26 protein-coding genes are annotated in these 17,146 nt (G+C 51.8%); 24 read left to right on the top strand and 2 right to left on the bottom strand.

The annotated features are described in order from the left end of the window. Positions 1-126: 126 nt before the first annotated feature. Positions 127-264: a hypothetical protein gene (locus tag Q3H59_RS12360; RefSeq protein WP_309835108.1), complete on the bottom strand. Its 138-nt coding sequence runs from the start codon at positions 262-264 to the stop codon at positions 127-129. Positions 265-471: 207 nt separating this feature from the next. Continuing rightward, the gene (locus Q3H59_RS12355; RefSeq protein WP_405041733.1) at positions 472-1,158 is read right to left on the bottom strand and encodes a LexA family protein; all 687 of its coding nucleotides are present in this window, start codon (positions 1,156-1,158) and stop codon (positions 472-474) included. 100 nt (positions 1,159-1,258) lie between these two features. On the opposite strand from Q3H59_RS12355, the gene Q3H59_RS12350 reads away from it, so the two are divergent. The 24 genes from Q3H59_RS12350 (at position 1,259) to Q3H59_RS12235 (ending at position 17,145) form a co-directional block, all read left to right on the top strand. Then, a complete protein-coding gene (locus Q3H59_RS12350) occupies positions 1,259-1,501 on the top strand; it encodes a Cro/Cl family transcriptional regulator (RefSeq protein WP_309835106.1) in 243 nt (80 codons plus the stop codon). A 25-nt stretch (positions 1,502-1,526) separates the two neighbouring features. Then, positions 1,527-2,057 (top strand): YmfL family putative regulatory protein, encoded by a 531-nt coding sequence (locus Q3H59_RS12345; protein WP_309835103.1) that lies wholly within the window; start codon positions 1,527-1,529, stop codon positions 2,055-2,057. A 267-nt stretch (positions 2,058-2,324) separates the two neighbouring features. Beyond that, positions 2,325-2,534 carry a DUF4222 domain-containing protein gene (locus tag Q3H59_RS12340; protein WP_309835102.1) on the top strand — a complete coding sequence of 70 codons (210 nt, stop codon included), beginning with the start codon at positions 2,325-2,327 and terminating at the stop codon, positions 2,532-2,534. Beyond that, on the top strand, positions 2,497-3,378 hold the full coding sequence (locus Q3H59_RS12335; RefSeq protein ID WP_309835100.1) for a conserved phage C-terminal domain-containing protein: 882 nt from the start codon (positions 2,497-2,499) through the stop codon (positions 3,376-3,378). The genes Q3H59_RS12340 and Q3H59_RS12335 overlap by 38 nt, the downstream gene beginning before the upstream one ends. Positions 3,379-3,380: 2 nt before the next feature. After that, on the top strand, positions 3,381-3,791 hold the full coding sequence (locus Q3H59_RS12330) for a helix-turn-helix domain-containing protein (protein ID WP_309835098.1): 411 nt from the start codon (positions 3,381-3,383) through the stop codon (positions 3,789-3,791). Continuing rightward, positions 3,788-3,910, top strand: a complete 123-nt coding sequence (locus tag Q3H59_RS12325; RefSeq protein ID WP_309835096.1) for a hypothetical protein — start codon at positions 3,788-3,790, stop codon at positions 3,908-3,910. Before Q3H59_RS12330 ends, Q3H59_RS12325 begins: the two co-directional genes overlap by 4 nt. Further along, positions 3,907-4,731: a DNA-binding protein gene (locus Q3H59_RS12320; protein ID WP_309835094.1), complete on the top strand. Its 825-nt coding sequence runs from the start codon at positions 3,907-3,909 to the stop codon at positions 4,729-4,731. The genes Q3H59_RS12325 and Q3H59_RS12320 overlap by 4 nt, the downstream gene beginning before the upstream one ends. Then, entirely contained in the window at positions 4,731-5,357 is a 627-nt protein-coding gene (locus tag Q3H59_RS12315) for an MT-A70 family methyltransferase (protein WP_309835092.1), read from the top strand. Before Q3H59_RS12320 ends, Q3H59_RS12315 begins: the two co-directional genes overlap by 1 nt. Beyond that, positions 5,354-6,109: a hypothetical protein gene (locus Q3H59_RS12310; protein WP_309835090.1), complete on the top strand. Its 756-nt coding sequence runs from the start codon at positions 5,354-5,356 to the stop codon at positions 6,107-6,109. The genes Q3H59_RS12315 and Q3H59_RS12310 overlap by 4 nt, the downstream gene beginning before the upstream one ends. An 8-nt stretch (positions 6,110-6,117) precedes the next feature. After that, a complete protein-coding gene (locus tag Q3H59_RS12305) occupies positions 6,118-6,483 on the top strand; it encodes a RusA family crossover junction endodeoxyribonuclease (protein ID WP_309835088.1) in 366 nt (121 codons plus the stop codon). Beyond that, a complete protein-coding gene (locus Q3H59_RS12300; protein WP_309835087.1) occupies positions 6,480-7,484 on the top strand; it encodes a DUF968 domain-containing protein in 1,005 nt (334 codons plus the stop codon). Before Q3H59_RS12305 ends, Q3H59_RS12300 begins: the two co-directional genes overlap by 4 nt. A gap of 24 nt (positions 7,485-7,508) precedes the next feature. Then, entirely contained in the window at positions 7,509-7,937 is a 429-nt protein-coding gene (locus Q3H59_RS12295) for an antiterminator Q family protein (protein ID WP_309835085.1), read from the top strand. 431 nt (positions 7,938-8,368) lie between these two features. Continuing rightward, positions 8,369-8,620 (top strand): phage holin, encoded by a 252-nt coding sequence (locus Q3H59_RS12290; protein WP_048781446.1) that lies wholly within the window; start codon positions 8,369-8,371, stop codon positions 8,618-8,620. A gap of 8 nt (positions 8,621-8,628) precedes the next feature. Beyond that, positions 8,629-9,126: a lysozyme gene (locus Q3H59_RS12285; RefSeq protein WP_405042222.1), complete on the top strand. Its 498-nt coding sequence runs from the start codon at positions 8,629-8,631 to the stop codon at positions 9,124-9,126. Between the two features lie 22 nt (positions 9,127-9,148). Continuing rightward, positions 9,149-9,577: a lysis protein gene (locus Q3H59_RS12280; RefSeq protein ID WP_309836692.1), complete on the top strand. Its 429-nt coding sequence runs from the start codon at positions 9,149-9,151 to the stop codon at positions 9,575-9,577. Between the two features lie 71 nt (positions 9,578-9,648). Next, positions 9,649-10,323, top strand: coding sequence for a hypothetical protein (locus Q3H59_RS12275; RefSeq protein WP_309835080.1), 675 nt, complete (start codon positions 9,649-9,651; stop codon positions 10,321-10,323). Positions 10,324-10,470: 147 nt separating this feature from the next. Continuing rightward, positions 10,471-10,809, top strand: a complete 339-nt coding sequence (locus Q3H59_RS12270; RefSeq protein WP_309835077.1) for an HNH endonuclease signature motif containing protein — start codon at positions 10,471-10,473, stop codon at positions 10,807-10,809. Between the two features lie 120 nt (positions 10,810-10,929). Next, positions 10,930-11,397: a phage terminase small subunit P27 family gene (locus Q3H59_RS12265; RefSeq protein ID WP_309835075.1), complete on the top strand. Its 468-nt coding sequence runs from the start codon at positions 10,930-10,932 to the stop codon at positions 11,395-11,397. Further along, positions 11,351-13,096, top strand: a complete 1,746-nt coding sequence (locus Q3H59_RS12260) for a terminase TerL endonuclease subunit (RefSeq protein ID WP_309835073.1) — start codon at positions 11,351-11,353, stop codon at positions 13,094-13,096. Before Q3H59_RS12265 ends, Q3H59_RS12260 begins: the two co-directional genes overlap by 47 nt. Continuing rightward, the gene (locus Q3H59_RS12255; protein WP_309835071.1) at positions 13,096-14,400 is read left to right on the top strand and encodes a phage portal protein; all 1,305 of its coding nucleotides are present in this window, start codon (positions 13,096-13,098) and stop codon (positions 14,398-14,400) included. The genes Q3H59_RS12260 and Q3H59_RS12255 overlap by 1 nt, the downstream gene beginning before the upstream one ends. Before the next feature lie 11 nt (positions 14,401-14,411). Continuing rightward, entirely contained in the window at positions 14,412-15,260 is an 849-nt protein-coding gene (locus Q3H59_RS12250; RefSeq protein WP_309835069.1) for a head maturation protease, ClpP-related, read from the top strand. Positions 15,261-15,269: 9 nt separating this feature from the next. Continuing rightward, on the top strand, positions 15,270-16,487 hold the full coding sequence (locus tag Q3H59_RS12245) for a phage major capsid protein (RefSeq protein WP_309835068.1): 1,218 nt from the start codon (positions 15,270-15,272) through the stop codon (positions 16,485-16,487). Between the two features lie 41 nt (positions 16,488-16,528). Then, positions 16,529-16,810, top strand: coding sequence for a hypothetical protein (locus tag Q3H59_RS12240; RefSeq protein WP_309835066.1), 282 nt, complete (start codon positions 16,529-16,531; stop codon positions 16,808-16,810). A 5-nt stretch (positions 16,811-16,815) separates the two neighbouring features. Next, positions 16,816-17,145: a head-tail connector protein gene (locus Q3H59_RS12235; protein WP_309835064.1), complete on the top strand. Its 330-nt coding sequence runs from the start codon at positions 16,816-16,818 to the stop codon at positions 17,143-17,145. Position 17,146 lies beyond the last annotated feature (1 nt).

Below are 17,146 nucleotides of genomic sequence, written 5' to 3'. Positions count from 1 at the left end.
GCGGCTCGGTGCGCCCGTCAAATGCTCTCATCGTTGTGAAAAAGTGGCGGTTAAACCGGTCGAACACTATCTTCCCTCTCCTGAATGGGTTGAAAGCCCCGGAGAAACCGCCCAAACACTCAACGTTTAAAACACAGCCTTGTATTCCACATCTACTTCACAGCATTCGAACGTCATGACACCGGTATCTGCATCACAGATGAGTTCGGCATCAGGGAAGAGGTACAGGAAGGTGATCAAGTCCCGTAAGCTGGTGTCGGCCATGTGCTTGATCATTTTCGCTGCGGCACCCTCATGTATACATCCGATGGGTTAAATATACTTGCGAGTATATTAAGTGTAAATACTCAAAGGTAAATAAATTGTACGCGCGGGTATATGGATATGAATAAAAAGAGAATTTATTTATTGGCGAGATACTGCGGGCATAAAAAACCCGGTAAAGACCGGGTTAGATGGGACTGACGATGGTTAAGGTAGGTTGGTGACTTTAGCATCCACTACAACACCTATTATCCGACAATTACCGTTAATTTCAGTCATAGGGTACTGAGGATTCAACGGCTTAAGAAATTTTCGACCTGCATCAATGACCAATTTCTTAAAGGTGGCTTCGTTCTCGCTATCAAGCTTTGCGACAACGAGCTTGCCATTTCTGGCTTCAACCTCTGGATCAATCAGAATTGCCATGCCTTCGGGGATACTTAGCCCAGCCGGCGCTGTCATCGAATCACCTTTAACGTCCAGCCAGAATGAGCTCTCAGAGCAATCAACAGTTGTTTCATACCAGCGGTCGATACTTTTGCGGTGATAGGGTTCTACAGCTTCCATCCATTGTCCTGCACTAACCCAGCTGATCACTGGAAAATTTCCCTTCGGTTCGTTCGGGCCTACGTAGGCCACATTTGAATCTTTAGTATTAGCTAAACCATCCAACCAACCGCGACTCAAGCCTAAAGAGTCTTCGATTTGGCGTGCAGATTGCTCGCCAATATTGCGCTTGTTCGCCTTACCTGAAGGGTAAAGCATTCGAGAAACGACGGTCGCATCAAGGCCTGCTGCCTCTGCGAACTTCCGCTGAGTTTCGTACCCATCAACCAGCTCTTGAAGCTTAAGTCGGCGGATTTCGTAGATGTCATGGCTTGGTTCAGTTTTCATACCCGGATCATACGAGAAATTACTCTCAGGTAAATGACTTGCAGGTATTGAATAAAATATACTTACAGGTATACTCACTTCATCAACCACAGGAGGCTACATGGAAACGTTACGAACGTATCTGAACGGCCTTGCGCTTGGTAAGCAACGGGACTTCGCTGCAACTTGCGAAACTTCACTTGAATACCTCCGTAAGGCAATTAGCAAGGGTCAAAAATTAGGACCGGCGTTGTCAGTTCTCATCGAAATAAACTCAGAAGGCGCGGTAAGTAGAAAAGACCTGCATCCCGATGACTGGATGAAAATCTGGCCCGAACTGAATTCTAAAGCGACAGCCGCTTAGCGGTAACTACAACAGGAAGAATGAAATGGTAGACACCATCAACACCGCAATTCGCCTGATGTGCAAAGCACACCCACACGGTCGTTTGGGTATGGCTGATGACATGGGCATGACCATTGATCAGTTCCACAATCATTTGTACCGCAAATGCGGCAGTCGCTTCTTCTCGCTGGACGAGCTGCAGCAGATGGAAGACCTGTCACGCAGCACTTACCTGGCTGAGTACTTCGCTAATCGCAAAGGACTGACGCTGGTGGACGTTTCAACCGTTGAGAAAGTGGACAAGGTTGACCTGTATGACATTGAGCTGCGCAACAAAGCAACTGCGGGGAAGCTGGCGATCGCTAAGCAGGAAGCGGTAGCAGACGGTGTTATTGACCAGAAGGAGCTTAAAACGCTGTCTGGATTGTTTCAGCAAAAGATGCGCGGCCAGATTCATGGCTTTCTTGGCTTCCTAGCGTTGTACGGCGTTGGCGTGACAGAGCATTCGGTAGACCTGTTTATGTCCAACCGTAAAGCGGAAGTGGGCATGCAGATTCAGGCTCAGGAATTATGAGATGGGTAGAGCAGAAAGGTTGAGCGCCCCGGTTTGCAGACCAGAGCGCTCGGCATCGTCAAATCAACTTGCGTGGAGAAGTAACGACATGAACAGCTTAATTCAAACGAGACCTTCAGTGCAATTCCGTTGCCGCGTGGAGGCAGGTCAGTTGCGGTATGAGCAAATATTACGCGTTGCAGGTAAAGCCGACAACTACCAGTCTGCGGAACCGTTGGTAGTTCAGAAAGCCTGGAATGATTTTTACTGTCAACCGGAGGCTGATAAGTGCGAGAACTTGACCGCTGGTTCAAAGATCGTCGCGGCATTCCCGTTCGGGTTATCCGCTGGGAGCCTGAATCAGGCCGCGTTATCTACCTCCGCAACAATTATGAACATGGTGAGTGCTTCTGTCCTCTGCACCAGTTCCAGCGCGACTTCCGGGAAATAGAGGCACCGCATGAGTTTACTTCTGAAGGTAAAACCGCTGGTAGTTAGCCCGGTGCTTGCATGCCGTATTGGCCTCAATGAAGCGATCGTGCTTCAGCAGATTTGTTACTGGCTGGAGGACACCACATCGGGTGTTGAGCATGAAGGCCGTCGCTGGGTTTACAACACCATTGAAGACTGGAATGAGCAATTTCCGTGGTGGTCATCCGATACGGTTAAACGCGCTCTGACATCGCTTAAAAAAAGCGGGCTTATCTACGTTGAGCAGTTAAAAAAGACGCAGCATGACCGCACAAATTTTTACGCGATTAACCACGCAAACCCACTGTTATCCGATGAGTGCAAATTGCCCTCATCGAAGGATGCAAATTGCACTCATCGAACAGGGCAAGATGCACCAATCGAACAGGGCAAATTAAACCCATCGATGGGGGCAAATTGCACTCGTCTTACAGAGAATACAACAGAGATTACTACAGAGATTACAGCAAAAGACCTTTGTCCGGTTTCTGCGAAACCCGACGTCGAAAGTGAGCCTAATCAGGATGCTTTCAGGGTGCTGGATCACCTGAACCGCGCTGCTGGTCTGCGTTATCAGAAATCTCGCTCATCACTCGGACCTATTAGGGGGCGTCTGGCTGAGGATTTCACTGCTGATGAGCTGATTCTCACAGTGGATTACACGATTGCAAAATGGGCTGATGACGCCAAGATGCGTGATTTCGTTCGCCCGGAAACGATTTTCCGTCCCGGCAAGTTTCCTGGCTACCTGAGTTCGGCACAGAAGTGGGACAAGGCAGGGCGTCCACCGTGTATCAACGGCAAGTGGCAGCGCGATGTAATGCATGTGCCGAGCGCTAACTACGAAATTCCTGAAGGCTTCCGGGGGTAACGATGAACACTGAAACGTTGATTCTTACGCACCTGATGGCCTTTCCCGGCCAGACTCCGGCGCAGATCGCCAGAGCAATTGGTCGCACGCGCAGCACCGTAGTTTCTGCTTTGCCGGTTATGACCGCAGTTGGCGATGTCTGGAGCGATGCCGAAGCCCATTACTTTACTGCAGAGCCAGCTGGCGAAGGTGACGAAAAATACATCGCCCTCTGCGACAAGGCCTACAGCCTGCAGGAACGCAATCTGTGGAACCGTGCCGCCAATGTCTGGCAGCAGGCGCAGCAGTCAACCCGTAAGGCTGGTCTCCGTGAAAAAGCGCGAATCCGGGCAAACTTGTGCGTGGCGAGGGCGAAAGAGCGTGACCCGAAGCCACTGCCCGATCCGTTCTGCGTGCGAGGTAAACGCCGATGATGGAAGCCATCAAAGCGCACTACTGGCGCAACGAAGATTACTACCGTGGCATTCGCGCAGCGGTTCTGATGATTACCGGTTTAGTTATTGCCCTGATATGGGAGTTGAAAACAGCATGAGCACCTTATCCCTGATTTACAAAGAAAAAGACAAAAACGACACGAACATAACCACGCGCAAGACTTACCTGCTGGGTGTTAGTGAGTTGTATATCGAACCTGGTTACAACGTTCGCGACATCGATCAGGCTCACGTCGAAGAATTCCGCGATGCGTACATTGCCGGTGAGAATGTTCCACCTCTGACCGTTCAGGTTACAGCGCAGGGTGTGAAGGTGATCGACGGTCACCACCGCTGGCACGGCGCGAAGCTGGCACAGGAAGCAGGACATGAAATCCGCCTGGAGTGCAAAGATTTCGTAGGCAACGAAGCCGATCGCATCGCCTTCATGGTGACGAGCAGTCAGGGCCGCGCGCTGGAGCCTCTGGAACGCGCCGCAGCATACCAGCGCCTGATTAATCAGGGGTGGGAACCGGCAGAAATTGCGAAGAAAGTTAAACGCTCTCCATCAGACATCGATCAACACCTGGCGCTGCTGAACGTCGGTGATGGATTAATCGAAATGGTTAAGACCGGCGAGGTTGCAGCGACAACTGCAGTAGCTATGGTGCGCGAGCATGGCGCGAAGGCTGAGACGGTCGCCAAAACGCAGCTGGCAAAAGCGAAAGCCGGCGGCAAGAAGAGACTGACCCGTGCCGCAGCAATGCCGCAGTTTAGTGCCACCCGCGCGCGTCGATTGCTTGAGCTCCTGCAAAAAGCCGAATACGTCCAAAGCGAAGATGTTAACTGCCTCTACGTTAATGATTCAGTTGCTTTCGAAGTGGCAGCAATCCTGGCTGAATACGCTGCGCATTCAGCCCAAACCGTGGAGGGCGCGTAATGCCTTACCAGCTCATCTACGCCGCTCCTCCCTGGCCATACAACAACAGCATCAGCAATGGTGCTGCCACTGATCACTATCAGACCATGTCTATGGCTGACCTTAAGCGCCTGCCTGTGTGGGCGCTAGGGGCAGAAAACTCAGTTTTAGCGATGTGGTACACCGGCACCCACAACCAGGAAGCGCGCGAACTGGCTGAATCATGGGGCTATCGCGTCCGCACCATGAAGGGATTTACCTGGGTGAAGATGAACCAACGCGCAGAAGAGCGTTTCAACCGCGCGCTGACCAAACAGACCATTCACGACTTCACCGACCTGCTGGACATGCTTAACGCAGAAACCCGCATGAACGGCGGCAACCACACCCGCAGCAACACCGAGGATGTGCTGATTGCCACGCGCGGTACCGGGCTGGAACGCGCCAGCGCATCGATAAAGCAGGTTGTGTATTCGTGCCTGGGCGAACACAGCGCTAAGCCGTGGGAAGTGAGAAACCGTCTGGAGCAACTTTATGGTGACGTGTCACGCATTGAGCTGTTTGCGCGAACCGCCGCCGATGGCTGGGATTGCTGGGGCAATCAGTGTGACAGCAGCGTGCAACTGATCGCCGGGAGGGTGGCATGATTCATTATCACGGTGGGCCGATTACGCCTGATACATGCGCCATTCGAGCATGGAAAGCCCGACACGCATTCATCTCTTTCGCCCACGCCAGCCAAATCGGTCTCGCCTCTGAATACTGCCAGTCATTTGCCCTCGACAACGGCGCGTTTACTGCGTGGAAAGCAGCTGGCCGGAATAAAATCGACTGGAATGATTATTACGAATTTGTCTCTCGCTGGAAAAACCATCCTGCTTTTGACTTTGCGATCATCCCTGACGTTATTGACGGCGGCGAAGCTGAGAACGAAGCGTTGCTTGATGAGTGGCCGCACGGTGAGTTTTATGGTGTGCCGGTCTGGCACATGAACGAGAGCGATGAGCGATTCATCCGGCTCTGCAACGAATATCCGCGTGTGGCGATCGGTAGTTGTGGCGAATACGACGTTAAGCGACCGAACATTGCCGTCGCGAGAATGAAAGACCTAATCCGCCATGTCATCGATGATTATGGGCAGCCCATCAGTAAGCTTCACGGCCTGCGCATGCTAAACCCGCTTATCTTCACCAAGTTGCCATTAGCAAGTGCCGACAGCACGAACGTAGCCAGAAACATCGGCATCGACAAAGCCTGGTCTGGTGCTTATGCGCCAGTATCAAAAGAGACTCGCGCTGCGCTAATGGTTGAACGAATCGAATCGCACAACAGCCCCGGCTCACTCGATTACTGCGAGAACCGGGATAAATTCAACATGCAACTGCAGTTGGCAGTATAGGGAGAAACATGAAATTGACACTGCCATTCCCTCCAACCGTAAACACCTACTGGCGTCACACGCCAAAGGGAGTATTAATCAGCGCCTCCGGGCGCTCTTTCCGTTCAAACGCGATCGCCGCGGTATACATGCAGTTAGGCCGCAAGCCTAAACCGCTGGATTGTGCTGTAGAAGTCACTGTGATTATTGCACCACCTGATCGCCGATCTCGCGACCTTGATAATTACCTGAAAGCGCTATTCGACAGCCTGACACATGCCGGAATCTGGAAAGACGACAGCCAGATTAAGCGAATGGCGGTTGAGTGGGGGCCAGTGACAAAGAGCGGCTACGTTGAGATAACCATTGATGCTTATCAGGCGGTGGCGGCATGAGGGCGATACTTACTCCGGACGTTGCGTTTAATACTGGCATTGTCCTGCTTAAGCCGGGTCGCGACCTGATACCAATGTTCCGTGAGCGTGTTTTAGTCTGCACAATGCCGCGTGACATGTCACACCTACCATCGGGTTTAATCAACGACAGTAGCCAGCCATTACTGGATAAACCAACGCTTAAAGCGTTCTTCGGTGATACCAGGGTGATCGACGCTGCTGGTGGACTGGAAGTTCATGATGCGTGGGTTCAAAAAATTGGTGTATGCCAGTATCAGGAAAAAGATTCTTATCACCATCAGCATTACACTACCTTGCGGACTGATTTTGGCTCACTTTGCCTGTGTTATTCCTGTGATAACTACTGTCGTTCAAACGGCTTGCCTGGTATCCTGGAAACGTATGCAGCAGGCAATCTGGCGCGCTGGATTATCGAATCAGCCTGCACTCAGTTGGGGTTAGGTGTTGATCACCAGATGACGCTGCCGGAGCTGTGCTGGTGGGCATGCCTGAAAGACGTTATCGACCTGATACCAGAATCACACGCACGCCGCGTTCTGCGCATGCCTAAGCCCATCGCTGACACAGGACCAATACCAGAGACGGCGATCACTCCAACCCGCTCGGCGCAGGAGATGATTCAGGAAGCAGCAGAGGTGGTGAAGCAGGTTTTGACCATCCGCATCGACACGGAGTCGCCGCAGACGTTCATGGCGCGGCCAAAGCGCTTGCGCTGGAGCAATAAAAAATACACGCGGTGGGTAAAAGCGCAGCCTTGCGCCTGTTGCCGCAAGCCAGCAGACGACCCGCATCATATCATCGGACATGGACAAGGGGGAATGGGAACGAAGGCGCATGATTTATTTGTGATACCGCTTTGCAGGGCGCATCACGATGAACTGCACCGGGACATGAGGGCATTCGAAGAAAAATACGGCAGTCAGTTAGAGCTGCTGTTCAGGTTCCTTGATCACTCGATTGCAGTCGGCGTGATCGGGTAAATTAAAAAGCGTGGAGGAATATGTATGCGTGACATGTCACAGGTATTAGAACGTTGGGCAGGATGGGCGCGCTCTGATCGTAGCGGTGTAGATTACTCACCAATTGCGGCTGGGTTCAAAGGGCTGCTACCACAGGATTCAAAAATGACCCTGTCATGCACTGATGATGATGGTTTGGTCATTGAGTCATGCTTAACCAAACTTCGCGCCCGCCGTCCTGATGAGCACGAGTTAATTGTGCTGCATTACTTTTACAACATATCTAAACGCAAGCTGGCGCAGCGCGCGAAATGCGACGAGAAGATGATCCGCATTCAGGTCCAAATGGCTGAAGGTTTTATTGAAGGTTGTCTGGCATGGCTGGATGTTCGGCTTGAAATGGACCCGGAATTAGAGCCAAGAAAAATTATTCAAAAAACATTAACGCGGTCCGCAAAATCATTGGTAATGTGATAAGAGTCGTTACTACGCAGTACTACTTATCATCAAGAATCAGTTGCAAATAACGTGAGTGATTTAAAGCGCCCGAAGCCTCACCAGCTATTGGGTGTTTTTATTCTTGACAGAAAAAATCAGATTTTGTAAATAGTAAATCGCCTGATGTGTATCGTTCTTTAGTCCAATCATTCATCTCGCATATCAGGCCGAAAGCCCCGTCTTAACCGATGGGGCTTTTTGTTTTTAATAATTAACCCTGTGGCTGACGGGCCAGGTAACTATCGCGGAAGGCGTCAGGGTTCATATTTTAGAGGGTGGCCATAGAGCGGCCTTCTTTCGTTTTTGCGCCCGCCAATCACTTTTATCCGAAAATTTTACGCCGTGGCGGTGCGCAATTTTTTATTTAAAGACCACAGACAGCACCGACCGTTATCACGGAGGTGATCATGAGTATCAACCATATGAGCAAACTAGCATCAGGAGCGGCATACGGTGCAGCTGGTTCAGCTGTGGCTAATGGCGTATTAACACGACTGAGTCCAGATGAATGGAGTGCTGTCGGTGTTATCGCCGGTATCGTGCTTGCGCTGATGACGTTTGCCATCAACGCGTATTTTAAACGCAAAGTATCTCTGGCTCAGATAAGAGCTTTAGAGCAGCGCGGATACATCCCAACCGATAAGCTTGGCGAGGAATAACTATGGCTATGTCAGCCAGTCTGCGTAACAAGTTGATTGCCGCAGCGGGCGGCGGGTCAATGATTATTGCTTCACTGTTTATTGGCGGGAAAGATGGTGTCGAGGGCCGAGTATATGAGCCCTATAAGGATGTAGTCGGGGTCTGGACCGTTTGTGATGGTCATACCGGTAACGACATCGTTAAAGGGAAGAAATATACCGATCGCGAATGCGACCGCCTGATGTGGAATGACCTTCAGCCGGTTAAACGTGTTGTTGATAGTCTGGTTAAAGTTCCTCTTGGCGAATATCAGCGCGCGTCACTGTATAGCTTCACCTACAACGTAGGCACCTCCGCATTTTCAAAATCAACGCTGCTCAAAAGGCTTAATGCTGGCGATCAGGTTGGTGCATGTGAAGAGATGCGCCGCTGGGTTTATGCCGGTGGGATGAAGTGGAGGGGATTACAGAACCGCCGCGATATGGAGCGTTCTCTTTGCTTAGCAGGTGGACCGGGTGACATTTAGAGCTAAGGCATTAATCATCGCGATGGTTGTGGTCGTTGCCGCAGGCTTGTTATCGCTCAGCCTGGCGCTTTATTACCGTGGCAACGCCATTGATTACAAAGCTCAGAGAGACAACGCCAAAGATGCGCTGAAACTTGCTGACGACACCATCAACGATATGAAAGTGCGCCAGCGTGACGTGGCTGCACTTGATGCCAAATACACGAAGGAGCTGGCTAATGCCAAAGCTGAAAATGATTCTTTGCAGCATAAGCTTGATCGTGGTGGCCGGGTGCTCGTCGCAGGCTCTTGTTCGAATCAAACCACCGGCACCGCCAGCGTGGATAATGGAACCACCGTCGAACTCTCTTCAGTTGCTGGACGAAACGTTCTCGGTATCAGAGACGGAATTAAACACGACCAGTCAAAAATAGCCGCGTTGCAGCAATACATAGACGAACTATGCAAATAACCAATGCAAATTGTTGAAGCAAAGTTTATCAGGCATTAATCTGTCCAAACGATTTTAGCTGAGACTGAGAAATGTCGATTATAAATAGCTTTGTTAGCAGCCCTGAAAAACTATATTCGTTTATTGGTGCAGCTGCTGCAGTATCAATCCCTCTCATAGTCAACACATGCAAAGATTTTTACTTTGATTATCAAAAAAGGAAAACAGAAAAAAATTACATAGCTGTTCAGCTAATCTATCTACTTGACGACTTTGTATACCAATGTGGCGAGGTGGCTTGGGATCAAGGCTACAATCCTGCCTACCCTGAGCCTGAAGACTACACCTATGAGGCACAAGTTGAATCACCAACTTTTGACATGTCCTCAGTCAAAGGTGAGCATAAATATCTTGAACCACTCATGCTTTATAAGCTTCAAAGTATAAATGTCGAGATTGCCAAAGCCAAAGATACGTTGAGAGAAATTACCAGCTCACCTGATTTTGATCATGACTCGATAAGCTATTATTTTACAGTTCGTAGAAGAGAGTTTGCTGAGGTTGGTATTAAAGCATCTTTGATAGCTGATGAAATAAGAAATAATTTCAAAGTGCCGTATCATGATGATTGGAATCCTAGAGAAACTATAATTCTCAGCCTTAAAAATATGAATAGGCAGAGAGCGGTTTCAAAAATCATTTCGATGGAAAGGCGAGCATCTAGAGTAATGCAAAAACATCGAAAGCAGCAAAATGAGCAAGCATGAAAGCTTCAAGCCGCCCCTAGGTGGTCTTTTAATTTGTACTGAAAACTGCATTCACTGAGTTCAAGTTTCAGCATAAACACAATGAATCATCGGTTGGCGATAACGCCATTGCCAAGGTTAAATCTATCTGACCAGCAGGAAAAATATATGTCTGAGCCCCGCATCTATAGCAGCCGCTGGGATAAAGCCAGATTGTCATTCCTGAAATCGCACTCGCTCTGCGTAATGTGTCACCGGCAAGGGCGGGCGGTCGCCGCCACCGTAGTCGATCACATCAAGCCTCATCGTTTGAAAGAAGCAATTAAAGGCGGCAACCAAGAAGACATTACTACAGCTCAGAAACTCTTTTGGGACAAAGCCAACTGGCAACCCCTCTGTAAGCAGCACCACGACTCCACCAAGCAGCGCGAAGAGAAGCGCGGACACATCATCGGATGCGATGAGAACGGTCTGCCACTGGACCCACAGTCGCACTGGCGTAGGTGATAAATCAATAACAAGCGGGGAGGGGCGGTTTGAAAGTTCAGGGGTTATCGTCTTCCTGACCGCCCGCCCCCCTTTGTATGCACAACCGCGAAATGAAAAGTTTTTTTCTGGGAGGTTTTCATGGCCGGAAGACGACCAAAACCTACCCATCTGAAAGTTGTTACAGGGAATCCCGGCAAGCGCGCGCTCAATAAAAAAGAGCCAAAGCCAGCCCGTGAAATTCCAAGCCCTCCATCACATCTGACCGACTGGGGTAAAACAGCCTGGGGAAAACTCACCGTTCTTCTTGATGGGATGGGTGTCCTCACGGTTGCGGATACACTTGCGCTCGAACGGCTCTGCGATCTTTATGCAGAAATTCTGCAATTGCGCCAGATAGTTGATATCGAAGGGCGCACCTATACGACTAAAACCCAGATGGGTGATTTTCTAATTAAATCTAACCCGGCTGTCGCCATGCTGGCAGATGTGGATCGCCGGTTTAAAAGTTATCTGGTGGAGTTCGGCCTGACACCGGCTGCCCGGTCAAAGGTAAATGCTGATGTTGGAGAAAAAGAAGAAGACCCGCTCAACCAGTTCTTCGGTTGATCCGGCGACGCAGTATGCAATGGACGTTACCAGCGGGGCGATTATTGCCGGACCCGACATCCGCGCGGCATGCGCCCGCCACATCCTTGATTTGGAAGAAGGGCCAGCACGAGGCCTGTTCTGGGATGTTGAAGCTGTAATGCGCGTTGTTAACTTCTTTGCTCAGGTACTGAAACTGAACGGCGGTGAGCATGAGGGGAAGCCTTTCATCCTGCTACCCTGGCAATGTTTCATAGTTGGCTCATTGTTCGGCTGGAAGTCGGAAGACGGCACACGCCGCTTTCGCATGAGCTACATCGAGTCAGGTAAGGGATCGGGTAAATCGCCCCTGGCGGGTGGTGTAGGTCTTTACCTGCTGATGGCGGACAAAGAGCCACGCGCCGAAGTTTACGCCGCGGCCACAAAAAAAGACCAGGCGATGATCCTGTTCCGCGATGCGGTAACGATGGTCGATCAGTCGCCCGCGCTGGCGCAGCGCATCACTAAATCCGGCACAGGGCTGAACGTGTGGAACCTTGCGTTCCTGCAGACGGGCTCTTTCTTCAAGCCGATCAGCTCCGATGATGGTCAGTCAGGCCCGCGTCCGCACGGCGCGCTGATTGACGAAGTACATGAGCATAAGACAAACGCCGTTGTTGAGATGATGCGTGCCGGCACAAAAGGCCGCCGTCAGGCGCTGATGTTCCTCATCACCAACAGCGGCCACGATAAAACCAGCGTCTGTTACGAGTATCACGAGTACGGGCGCAAGGTTGCAGCAGGTGACCTGGAGGATGACAGCTTTTTCAGCTTCATCTGCTCTCTCGACGAGGGCGACGACCCATTTAAAGACGAAACCTGCTGGGGCAAGGCCAACCCGTCACTTGGTCAGACATTTACCGATAAATATCTGCGGGAGCAGGTGACGCAGGCTCGGGGGATGCCGTCGAAAGAGAGCATCGTGCGACGTCTTAACTTCTGCCAGTGGGTTGAGGCGTCCGACCCGTGGATAGACAGCGACACATGGATGAATTGCGAACAGGAATTTGACCCCGAGGATTTAGCGGGTGAAGAGTGTTATGGCGGTCTTGACCTGTCCGGCTCCCGAGACCTGACGGCTCTGGCACTTTACTTTCCGAAGTCTAAAAAGCTTTTAGTTGAGTTCTGGACGCCAAAAGATTCTCTGCTTGAGCGCGCTAAGACTGACCATGTTCCCTATGATGCCTGGCTGCGTAACGGCTTTATTCACGCGCCGCCGGGTAAGGCGGTCAACTACGGTTTTGTGGCGGTGCGTATCGGTGAACTGTCGGCCAGATACGATATTAAGTGCATTGCGTTTGACCAGTACCGCATCAAGTATCTGGAGCCTGAGCTGGAAAGCGAGTCTGTAAGCGTTGACCTGATTCCTCACGGTCAGGGCTTTTACAAGGCGCAGGAGTCCGGGCTGTGGATGCCACGCTCTATCGAATTGTTTGAGGAGCATCTTAATAACCGGGTGCTGGTTATCCGGCCCAACCCCTGCCTGAGATGGAATGCTGCGTCTGCAGTACTGGAGGCAGATCAGAAGGACAATCGTATCTTTGCCAAAAAGAAAAGCACTGGCCGTATTGATGGCGTGGTGGCGTCTGCTATGGCGATTGGTGCTGCTGAGGATGCAGTGCTGGTAGACAGTGGCGACCCCGATGACTTTTTTGACGACCCGATCATGGTAGGTATCTGATGAAGGAAAAGAAACAGCCGGGCCGCATCAAAAGCGCGATTGTCAACTGGCTTGGCGAGTCCATTGGGCTTAACGATGCTGCTTTCTGGCAGGAATGGTACGGCACAAGTAGTAGTGGAAAAGTAGTGACAGCTGAGAAAGCGCTGGCGCTGGCTTCGGTCTGGGCATGTGTGCGACTTCTCAGTGAGTCGGTTTCAACTCTGCCGATGAAAGTATACGAGCGCTCAGCTGACGGCTCCCGCAAGCTGGCTATCAATCATCCTGCTTATCAGCTGCTGTGCCGCCGTCCCAACAGCGAGATGACGCCGTCGCGCTTCATGCTGATGGTGGTTGCCAGCATCTGCCTGCGTGGTAATGCCTACGTTGAGAAAAAGATGATCGGCCAGAAGCTGGTTTCTCTGGTGCCGCTACTTCCTCAGAGCATGAAGGTTGAACGGCTCGACAGCGGGGAACTGCAGTACACCTACACAGAGAAGGGCGTGCCGCGCATCATTCCGGTTAAAAACATGATGCACATCCGGGGGTTTGGTCTGGACGGCGTATGCGGAATGATGCCGATGCGCACCGGGCGCGACGTGTTTGGCGCAGCGATGGCGGTCGAAGAGTCAGCCGCGAAAATTTTTGAAAACGGTATTCAGACCTCAGGCTTCTTTCTTTCAAAGAATCTGCTGACAAAAGAACAGCGCCAGAAAAACCGTGAAAACCTTAACCGGTTCGTTGGGTCAAAAAATGCCGGTAAGGTAATGGTCCTTGAAGGCGACATGTCCTATCAGGGCATTACGCTGAACCCTGAAGATGCTCAGATGCTGGAGTCACGTTCGTTCAGCATTGAGGAAATCTGCCGCTGGTTCCGTGTACCCCCGTTTATGGTGGGTCACGTTGATAAGCAGAGCAGCTGGGCGTCGAGCGTTGAAGGTATGAACCTGCTTTTTCTGACGAATACGCTGCGCCCGATGCTGGTGAACATCGAGCAGGAGATTTCACGCTGCCTGCTTAATGGCGATGAAGATTTATTCGCTGAGTTCTCCGTTGAAGGCCTGCTGCGTGCCGACAGTGCCGGACGCTCCGCTTACTACACCACGGCGCTGCAGAACGGCTGGATGTCACGTAATGACGTGCGCCGCCTGGAGAATCTGCCGCCGATTGAAGGTGGCGATATTTACACGGTGCAGCTAAACCTGACACCGCTTGAGGACCTGCGCAAAAACAGCCAGGCCGTCAACGCTAAGCTGCTGAGCGAAGTCCACGACGCGGTTTTCCCGGATATTCCTTTAGAACAATCACCGCTTAGACAAGCGGCTTAGGAGCAACCCCCATGACATTGAAAAGTCTTCCGGCAGCGCCGGAGGGGCGGCCTTTTGCGCGCGAAAATCGCGATCTGCCGTCCTCCGCAATTGAGCGCTGGAACGGTGGTATTAAAGCCGCAAAGCAGGCAGAAAACAGTATTTCCGTCTTCGACGTCATTGGCGCTGACTGGTACGGCGACGGTGTTACCGCCAGCCGCATCGCTGCCGCGCTCCGCTCAATCGGCGGGGCTGACGTCACCGTAAACATTAACTCGCCTGGCGGCGATATGTTCGAAGGTCTTGCTATTTACAACCTGCTGCGGGAGTACGAAGGGAAAGTCACCGTTAAAGTGCTTGGTCTCGCTGCATCTGCAGCGTCGATTATCGCGATGGCTGGTGATGAGGTCCAGATTGGTCGCGGTGCCTTCCTGATGATCCATAACTGCTGGGTGTATGCGATGGGAAACCGTCATGACCTGCAGCAGATTGCAGCTGACATGGTGCCTTTTGATAAAGCCATGAACGATATCTACGGCGCTCGTACCGGTCTGGATGCTGCCACTATCGACGCGATGATGGATGCTGAAACCTATATAGGCGGCAGTGATGCGGTTGAAAAAGGTTTTGCAGATCGCCTGCTGGCGGCAGATGAGATTGCTGATGGCGACGACAGTCCTGCAGCTGCGCTGCGCAAGCTGGACGCGATGCTGGCAAAAACCGATGCACCGCGTTCCGAGCGTCGAAAACTTCTTAAAGCGTTAACCGGCAGCAAGCCTGGCGCTGCTGCCACCCCTGAAGGTATGCCGGGCGCTACCGACGAAATCAACCCCGAAAATATTGCACAACTTAAAAACGCGCTGACCGCGTTCGGCAAATAAGGATTAACAATGTCTGAAGTAAATGAAGTACTGAAGCAGGTTACTGCCAGCATCAACGAAGCCAGCGGCAAGTTTAATGCGAAGGCTGAGGAAGCGCTGGCTGAGGCGAAAAAATCCGGTTCGCTGTCAGCCGAGACCAAAGCGGCAGTGGATAAAATGGCGAGTGAGCTTAACGCCATGCGTGAAGCAGAAAAAACGCTTAAGGCAGCGCTGGGTGACCTGGAGCAGCACGTTGCACAGATGCCGCTGGCGAATGCGAAAAACGTTATCGAAACCGTCGGCGGTCAGGTTGTTTCTTCTGAAGCGCTGAAGGCATTTTCAGCTAGCATCGAAGGTAACAAGCGCCTGAGCATCCCCGTTAAGGCTGCATTGCTGTCCGTAAACGTGCCAGGCCAGATTGTTGCGCCTGACCGCCTGCCGGGCATCGATCAGCAGCCGAAACAGCGACTGTTCATCCGCGACCTTATCGCACCGGGTCGCACCGAATCCAACACCATTTACTGGGTACAGCAGACCGGCTTCACCAATAAGGCGGCGACTGTCGCTGAGAACACCACCAAGCCGTACAGCGACATTGCCTTTGCGGAAAAAATCACGCCGGTCCGCACTATCGCGCACCTGTTCAAAGCTGCTAAGCAGATTCTGGACGACATGCCGCAGCTGCAGTCGACAATTGACGCCGAGCTCCGTTACGGACTGAAGTATGTCGAAGAGCAGGAAATTCTCTTCGGCGACGGCACCGGCACGCATCTGAACGGCATCGTTCCACAGGCATCTGCGTACGCGGCTGCTTTCAGCGTTGCAAACCAGAGCGGTATTGATGATCTGCGACTGGCTATGCTGCAGGCGCAGCTGGCGCGCTTCCCGGCGTCAGGCCATGTTCTGCACTTCATTGACTGGGCGAAGATCGAGCTGACTAAGGATTCTCTGGGCCGTTATATTCTGGCGAACCCGGCAGCACTGACCGGTCCTACTCTATGGGGGCTGCCGGTTGTCGCGACCGAAGCGGCTGCGTTCCAGGGTAAATTCCTAACCGGCGCATTTAATGCCGGAGCGCAGATTTTCGACCGCGAAGATGCCAACGTGGTTATCTCCACCGAAAACGCCGACGACTTTGAGAAAAACATGATCTCAATCCGCTGTGAAGAGCGTCTGGCGCTTGCCGTCAAGCGTCCTGAGGCGTTCGTTTACGGTTCATTCACCGCTCCGGCTCCTGCAGCTGGTTAGTCATGGTAGCGGCCTTCGGGCCGCTTTTCCGGGAGTCAAATATGAAACTGCTTCTGATTAAACCGAATTACTTCGGCGGCACTGTCGTGCCTGAAGGTAATACCATCGAGACCGATGAACAGCATGGTCGCGAGCTGATTAAAAAAGGCTATGCAGAGATGTTTAAAGAAGATTCTGTTGCTCTGCCAGAGCCAGAGCCAGAGCCAGAGCCAGAGCCAGAGCCAGAGCCAGAGCCAGAGCCAGAGCCAGAGCCAGAGCCAGAGCCAGAGCCAGAGCCAGAGCCAGAGCCAGAGCCAGCAAAAGGTAAAAACAAAAAAGGCTGAAAACCATGCTGCTGACGCTCGAAGAAATTAAACAGCAGTGCCGTCTTGATAGCGACTTCACGGAAGAGGATCGGCTGCTTGAGCTTTTTGCTCTGGCTGCCGAGGCAAAGGCGGTGACTTACCTCAATCGCAATCTTTATAAAACGGTGGCAGACATTGCCCCGCTGGATACTGATGGCATGGTGATTACCGAAGATGTGCGGCTTGCGCTTCTGATGCTGGTCAGCCACTGGTATGAACATCGCAGCTCAGTGTCAGAGCTGGAGATGACGGAGACGCCGCAGGCGTTTGAGTTCCTACTCTATTCGAGGCGTCTGCCGGTGTCGGGGTATTAGC

The sequence above is a fragment of the Pantoea sp. SORGH_AS_0659 genome, assembly GCF_031453915.1.
In the GTDB taxonomy this organism is placed as follows: domain Bacteria; phylum Pseudomonadota; class Gammaproteobacteria; order Enterobacterales; family Enterobacteriaceae; genus Pantoea; species Pantoea leporis.
This window is presented reverse-complemented; position numbering and strand designations above follow the sequence as displayed.

Excerpts from the sequence above, each read along its gene's own strand:
- Q3H59_RS12305 (WP_309835088.1), top strand. The coding sequence starts at position 6,118 with ATGAAATTGACACTGCCATTCCCTCCAACCGTAAACACCTACTGGCGT.
- Q3H59_RS12360 (WP_309835108.1), bottom strand. The coding sequence starts at position 264 with ATGGCCGACACCAGCTTACGGGACTTGATCACCTTCCTGTACCTCTTC.
- Q3H59_RS12280 (WP_309836692.1), top strand. The coding sequence starts at position 9,149 with ATGGTTGTGGTCGTTGCCGCAGGCTTGTTATCGCTCAGCCTGGCGCTT.
- Q3H59_RS12245 (WP_309835068.1), top strand. The coding sequence starts at position 15,270 with ATGTCTGAAGTAAATGAAGTACTGAAGCAGGTTACTGCCAGCATCAAC.
- Q3H59_RS12270 (WP_309835077.1), top strand. The coding sequence starts at position 10,471 with ATGTCTGAGCCCCGCATCTATAGCAGCCGCTGGGATAAAGCCAGATTG.
- Q3H59_RS12345 (WP_309835103.1), top strand. The coding sequence starts at position 1,527 with ATGGTAGACACCATCAACACCGCAATTCGCCTGATGTGCAAAGCACAC.
- Q3H59_RS12330 (WP_309835098.1), top strand. The coding sequence starts at position 3,381 with ATGAACACTGAAACGTTGATTCTTACGCACCTGATGGCCTTTCCCGGC.
- Q3H59_RS12295 (WP_309835085.1), top strand. The coding sequence starts at position 7,509 with ATGCGTGACATGTCACAGGTATTAGAACGTTGGGCAGGATGGGCGCGC.
- Q3H59_RS12260 (WP_309835073.1), top strand. The coding sequence starts at position 11,351 with ATGTTGGAGAAAAAGAAGAAGACCCGCTCAACCAGTTCTTCGGTTGAT.
- Q3H59_RS12275 (WP_309835080.1), top strand. The coding sequence starts at position 9,649 with ATGTCGATTATAAATAGCTTTGTTAGCAGCCCTGAAAAACTATATTCG.
- Q3H59_RS12315 (WP_309835092.1), top strand. The coding sequence starts at position 4,731 with ATGCCTTACCAGCTCATCTACGCCGCTCCTCCCTGGCCATACAACAAC.
- Q3H59_RS12335 (WP_309835100.1), top strand. The coding sequence starts at position 2,497 with ATGAGTTTACTTCTGAAGGTAAAACCGCTGGTAGTTAGCCCGGTGCTT.
- Q3H59_RS12325 (WP_309835096.1), top strand. The coding sequence starts at position 3,788 with ATGATGGAAGCCATCAAAGCGCACTACTGGCGCAACGAAGATTACTAC.
- Q3H59_RS12255 (WP_309835071.1), top strand. The coding sequence starts at position 13,096 with ATGAAGGAAAAGAAACAGCCGGGCCGCATCAAAAGCGCGATTGTCAAC.
- Q3H59_RS12320 (WP_309835094.1), top strand. The coding sequence starts at position 3,907 with ATGAGCACCTTATCCCTGATTTACAAAGAAAAAGACAAAAACGACACG.
- Q3H59_RS12300 (WP_309835087.1), top strand. The coding sequence starts at position 6,480 with ATGAGGGCGATACTTACTCCGGACGTTGCGTTTAATACTGGCATTGTC.
- Q3H59_RS12265 (WP_309835075.1), top strand. The coding sequence starts at position 10,930 with ATGGCCGGAAGACGACCAAAACCTACCCATCTGAAAGTTGTTACAGGG.
- Q3H59_RS12235 (WP_309835064.1), top strand. The coding sequence starts at position 16,816 with ATGCTGCTGACGCTCGAAGAAATTAAACAGCAGTGCCGTCTTGATAGC.
- Q3H59_RS12290 (WP_048781446.1), top strand. The coding sequence starts at position 8,369 with ATGAGTATCAACCATATGAGCAAACTAGCATCAGGAGCGGCATACGGT.
- Q3H59_RS12285 (WP_405042222.1), top strand. The coding sequence starts at position 8,629 with ATGTCAGCCAGTCTGCGTAACAAGTTGATTGCCGCAGCGGGCGGCGGG.
- Q3H59_RS12355 (WP_405041733.1), bottom strand. The coding sequence starts at position 1,158 with ATGAAAACTGAACCAAGCCATGACATCTACGAAATCCGCCGACTTAAG.
- Q3H59_RS12310 (WP_309835090.1), top strand. The coding sequence starts at position 5,354 with ATGATTCATTATCACGGTGGGCCGATTACGCCTGATACATGCGCCATT.
- Q3H59_RS12250 (WP_309835069.1), top strand. The coding sequence starts at position 14,412 with ATGACATTGAAAAGTCTTCCGGCAGCGCCGGAGGGGCGGCCTTTTGCG.
- Q3H59_RS12350 (WP_309835106.1), top strand. The coding sequence starts at position 1,259 with ATGGAAACGTTACGAACGTATCTGAACGGCCTTGCGCTTGGTAAGCAA.
- Q3H59_RS12240 (WP_309835066.1), top strand. The coding sequence starts at position 16,529 with ATGAAACTGCTTCTGATTAAACCGAATTACTTCGGCGGCACTGTCGTG.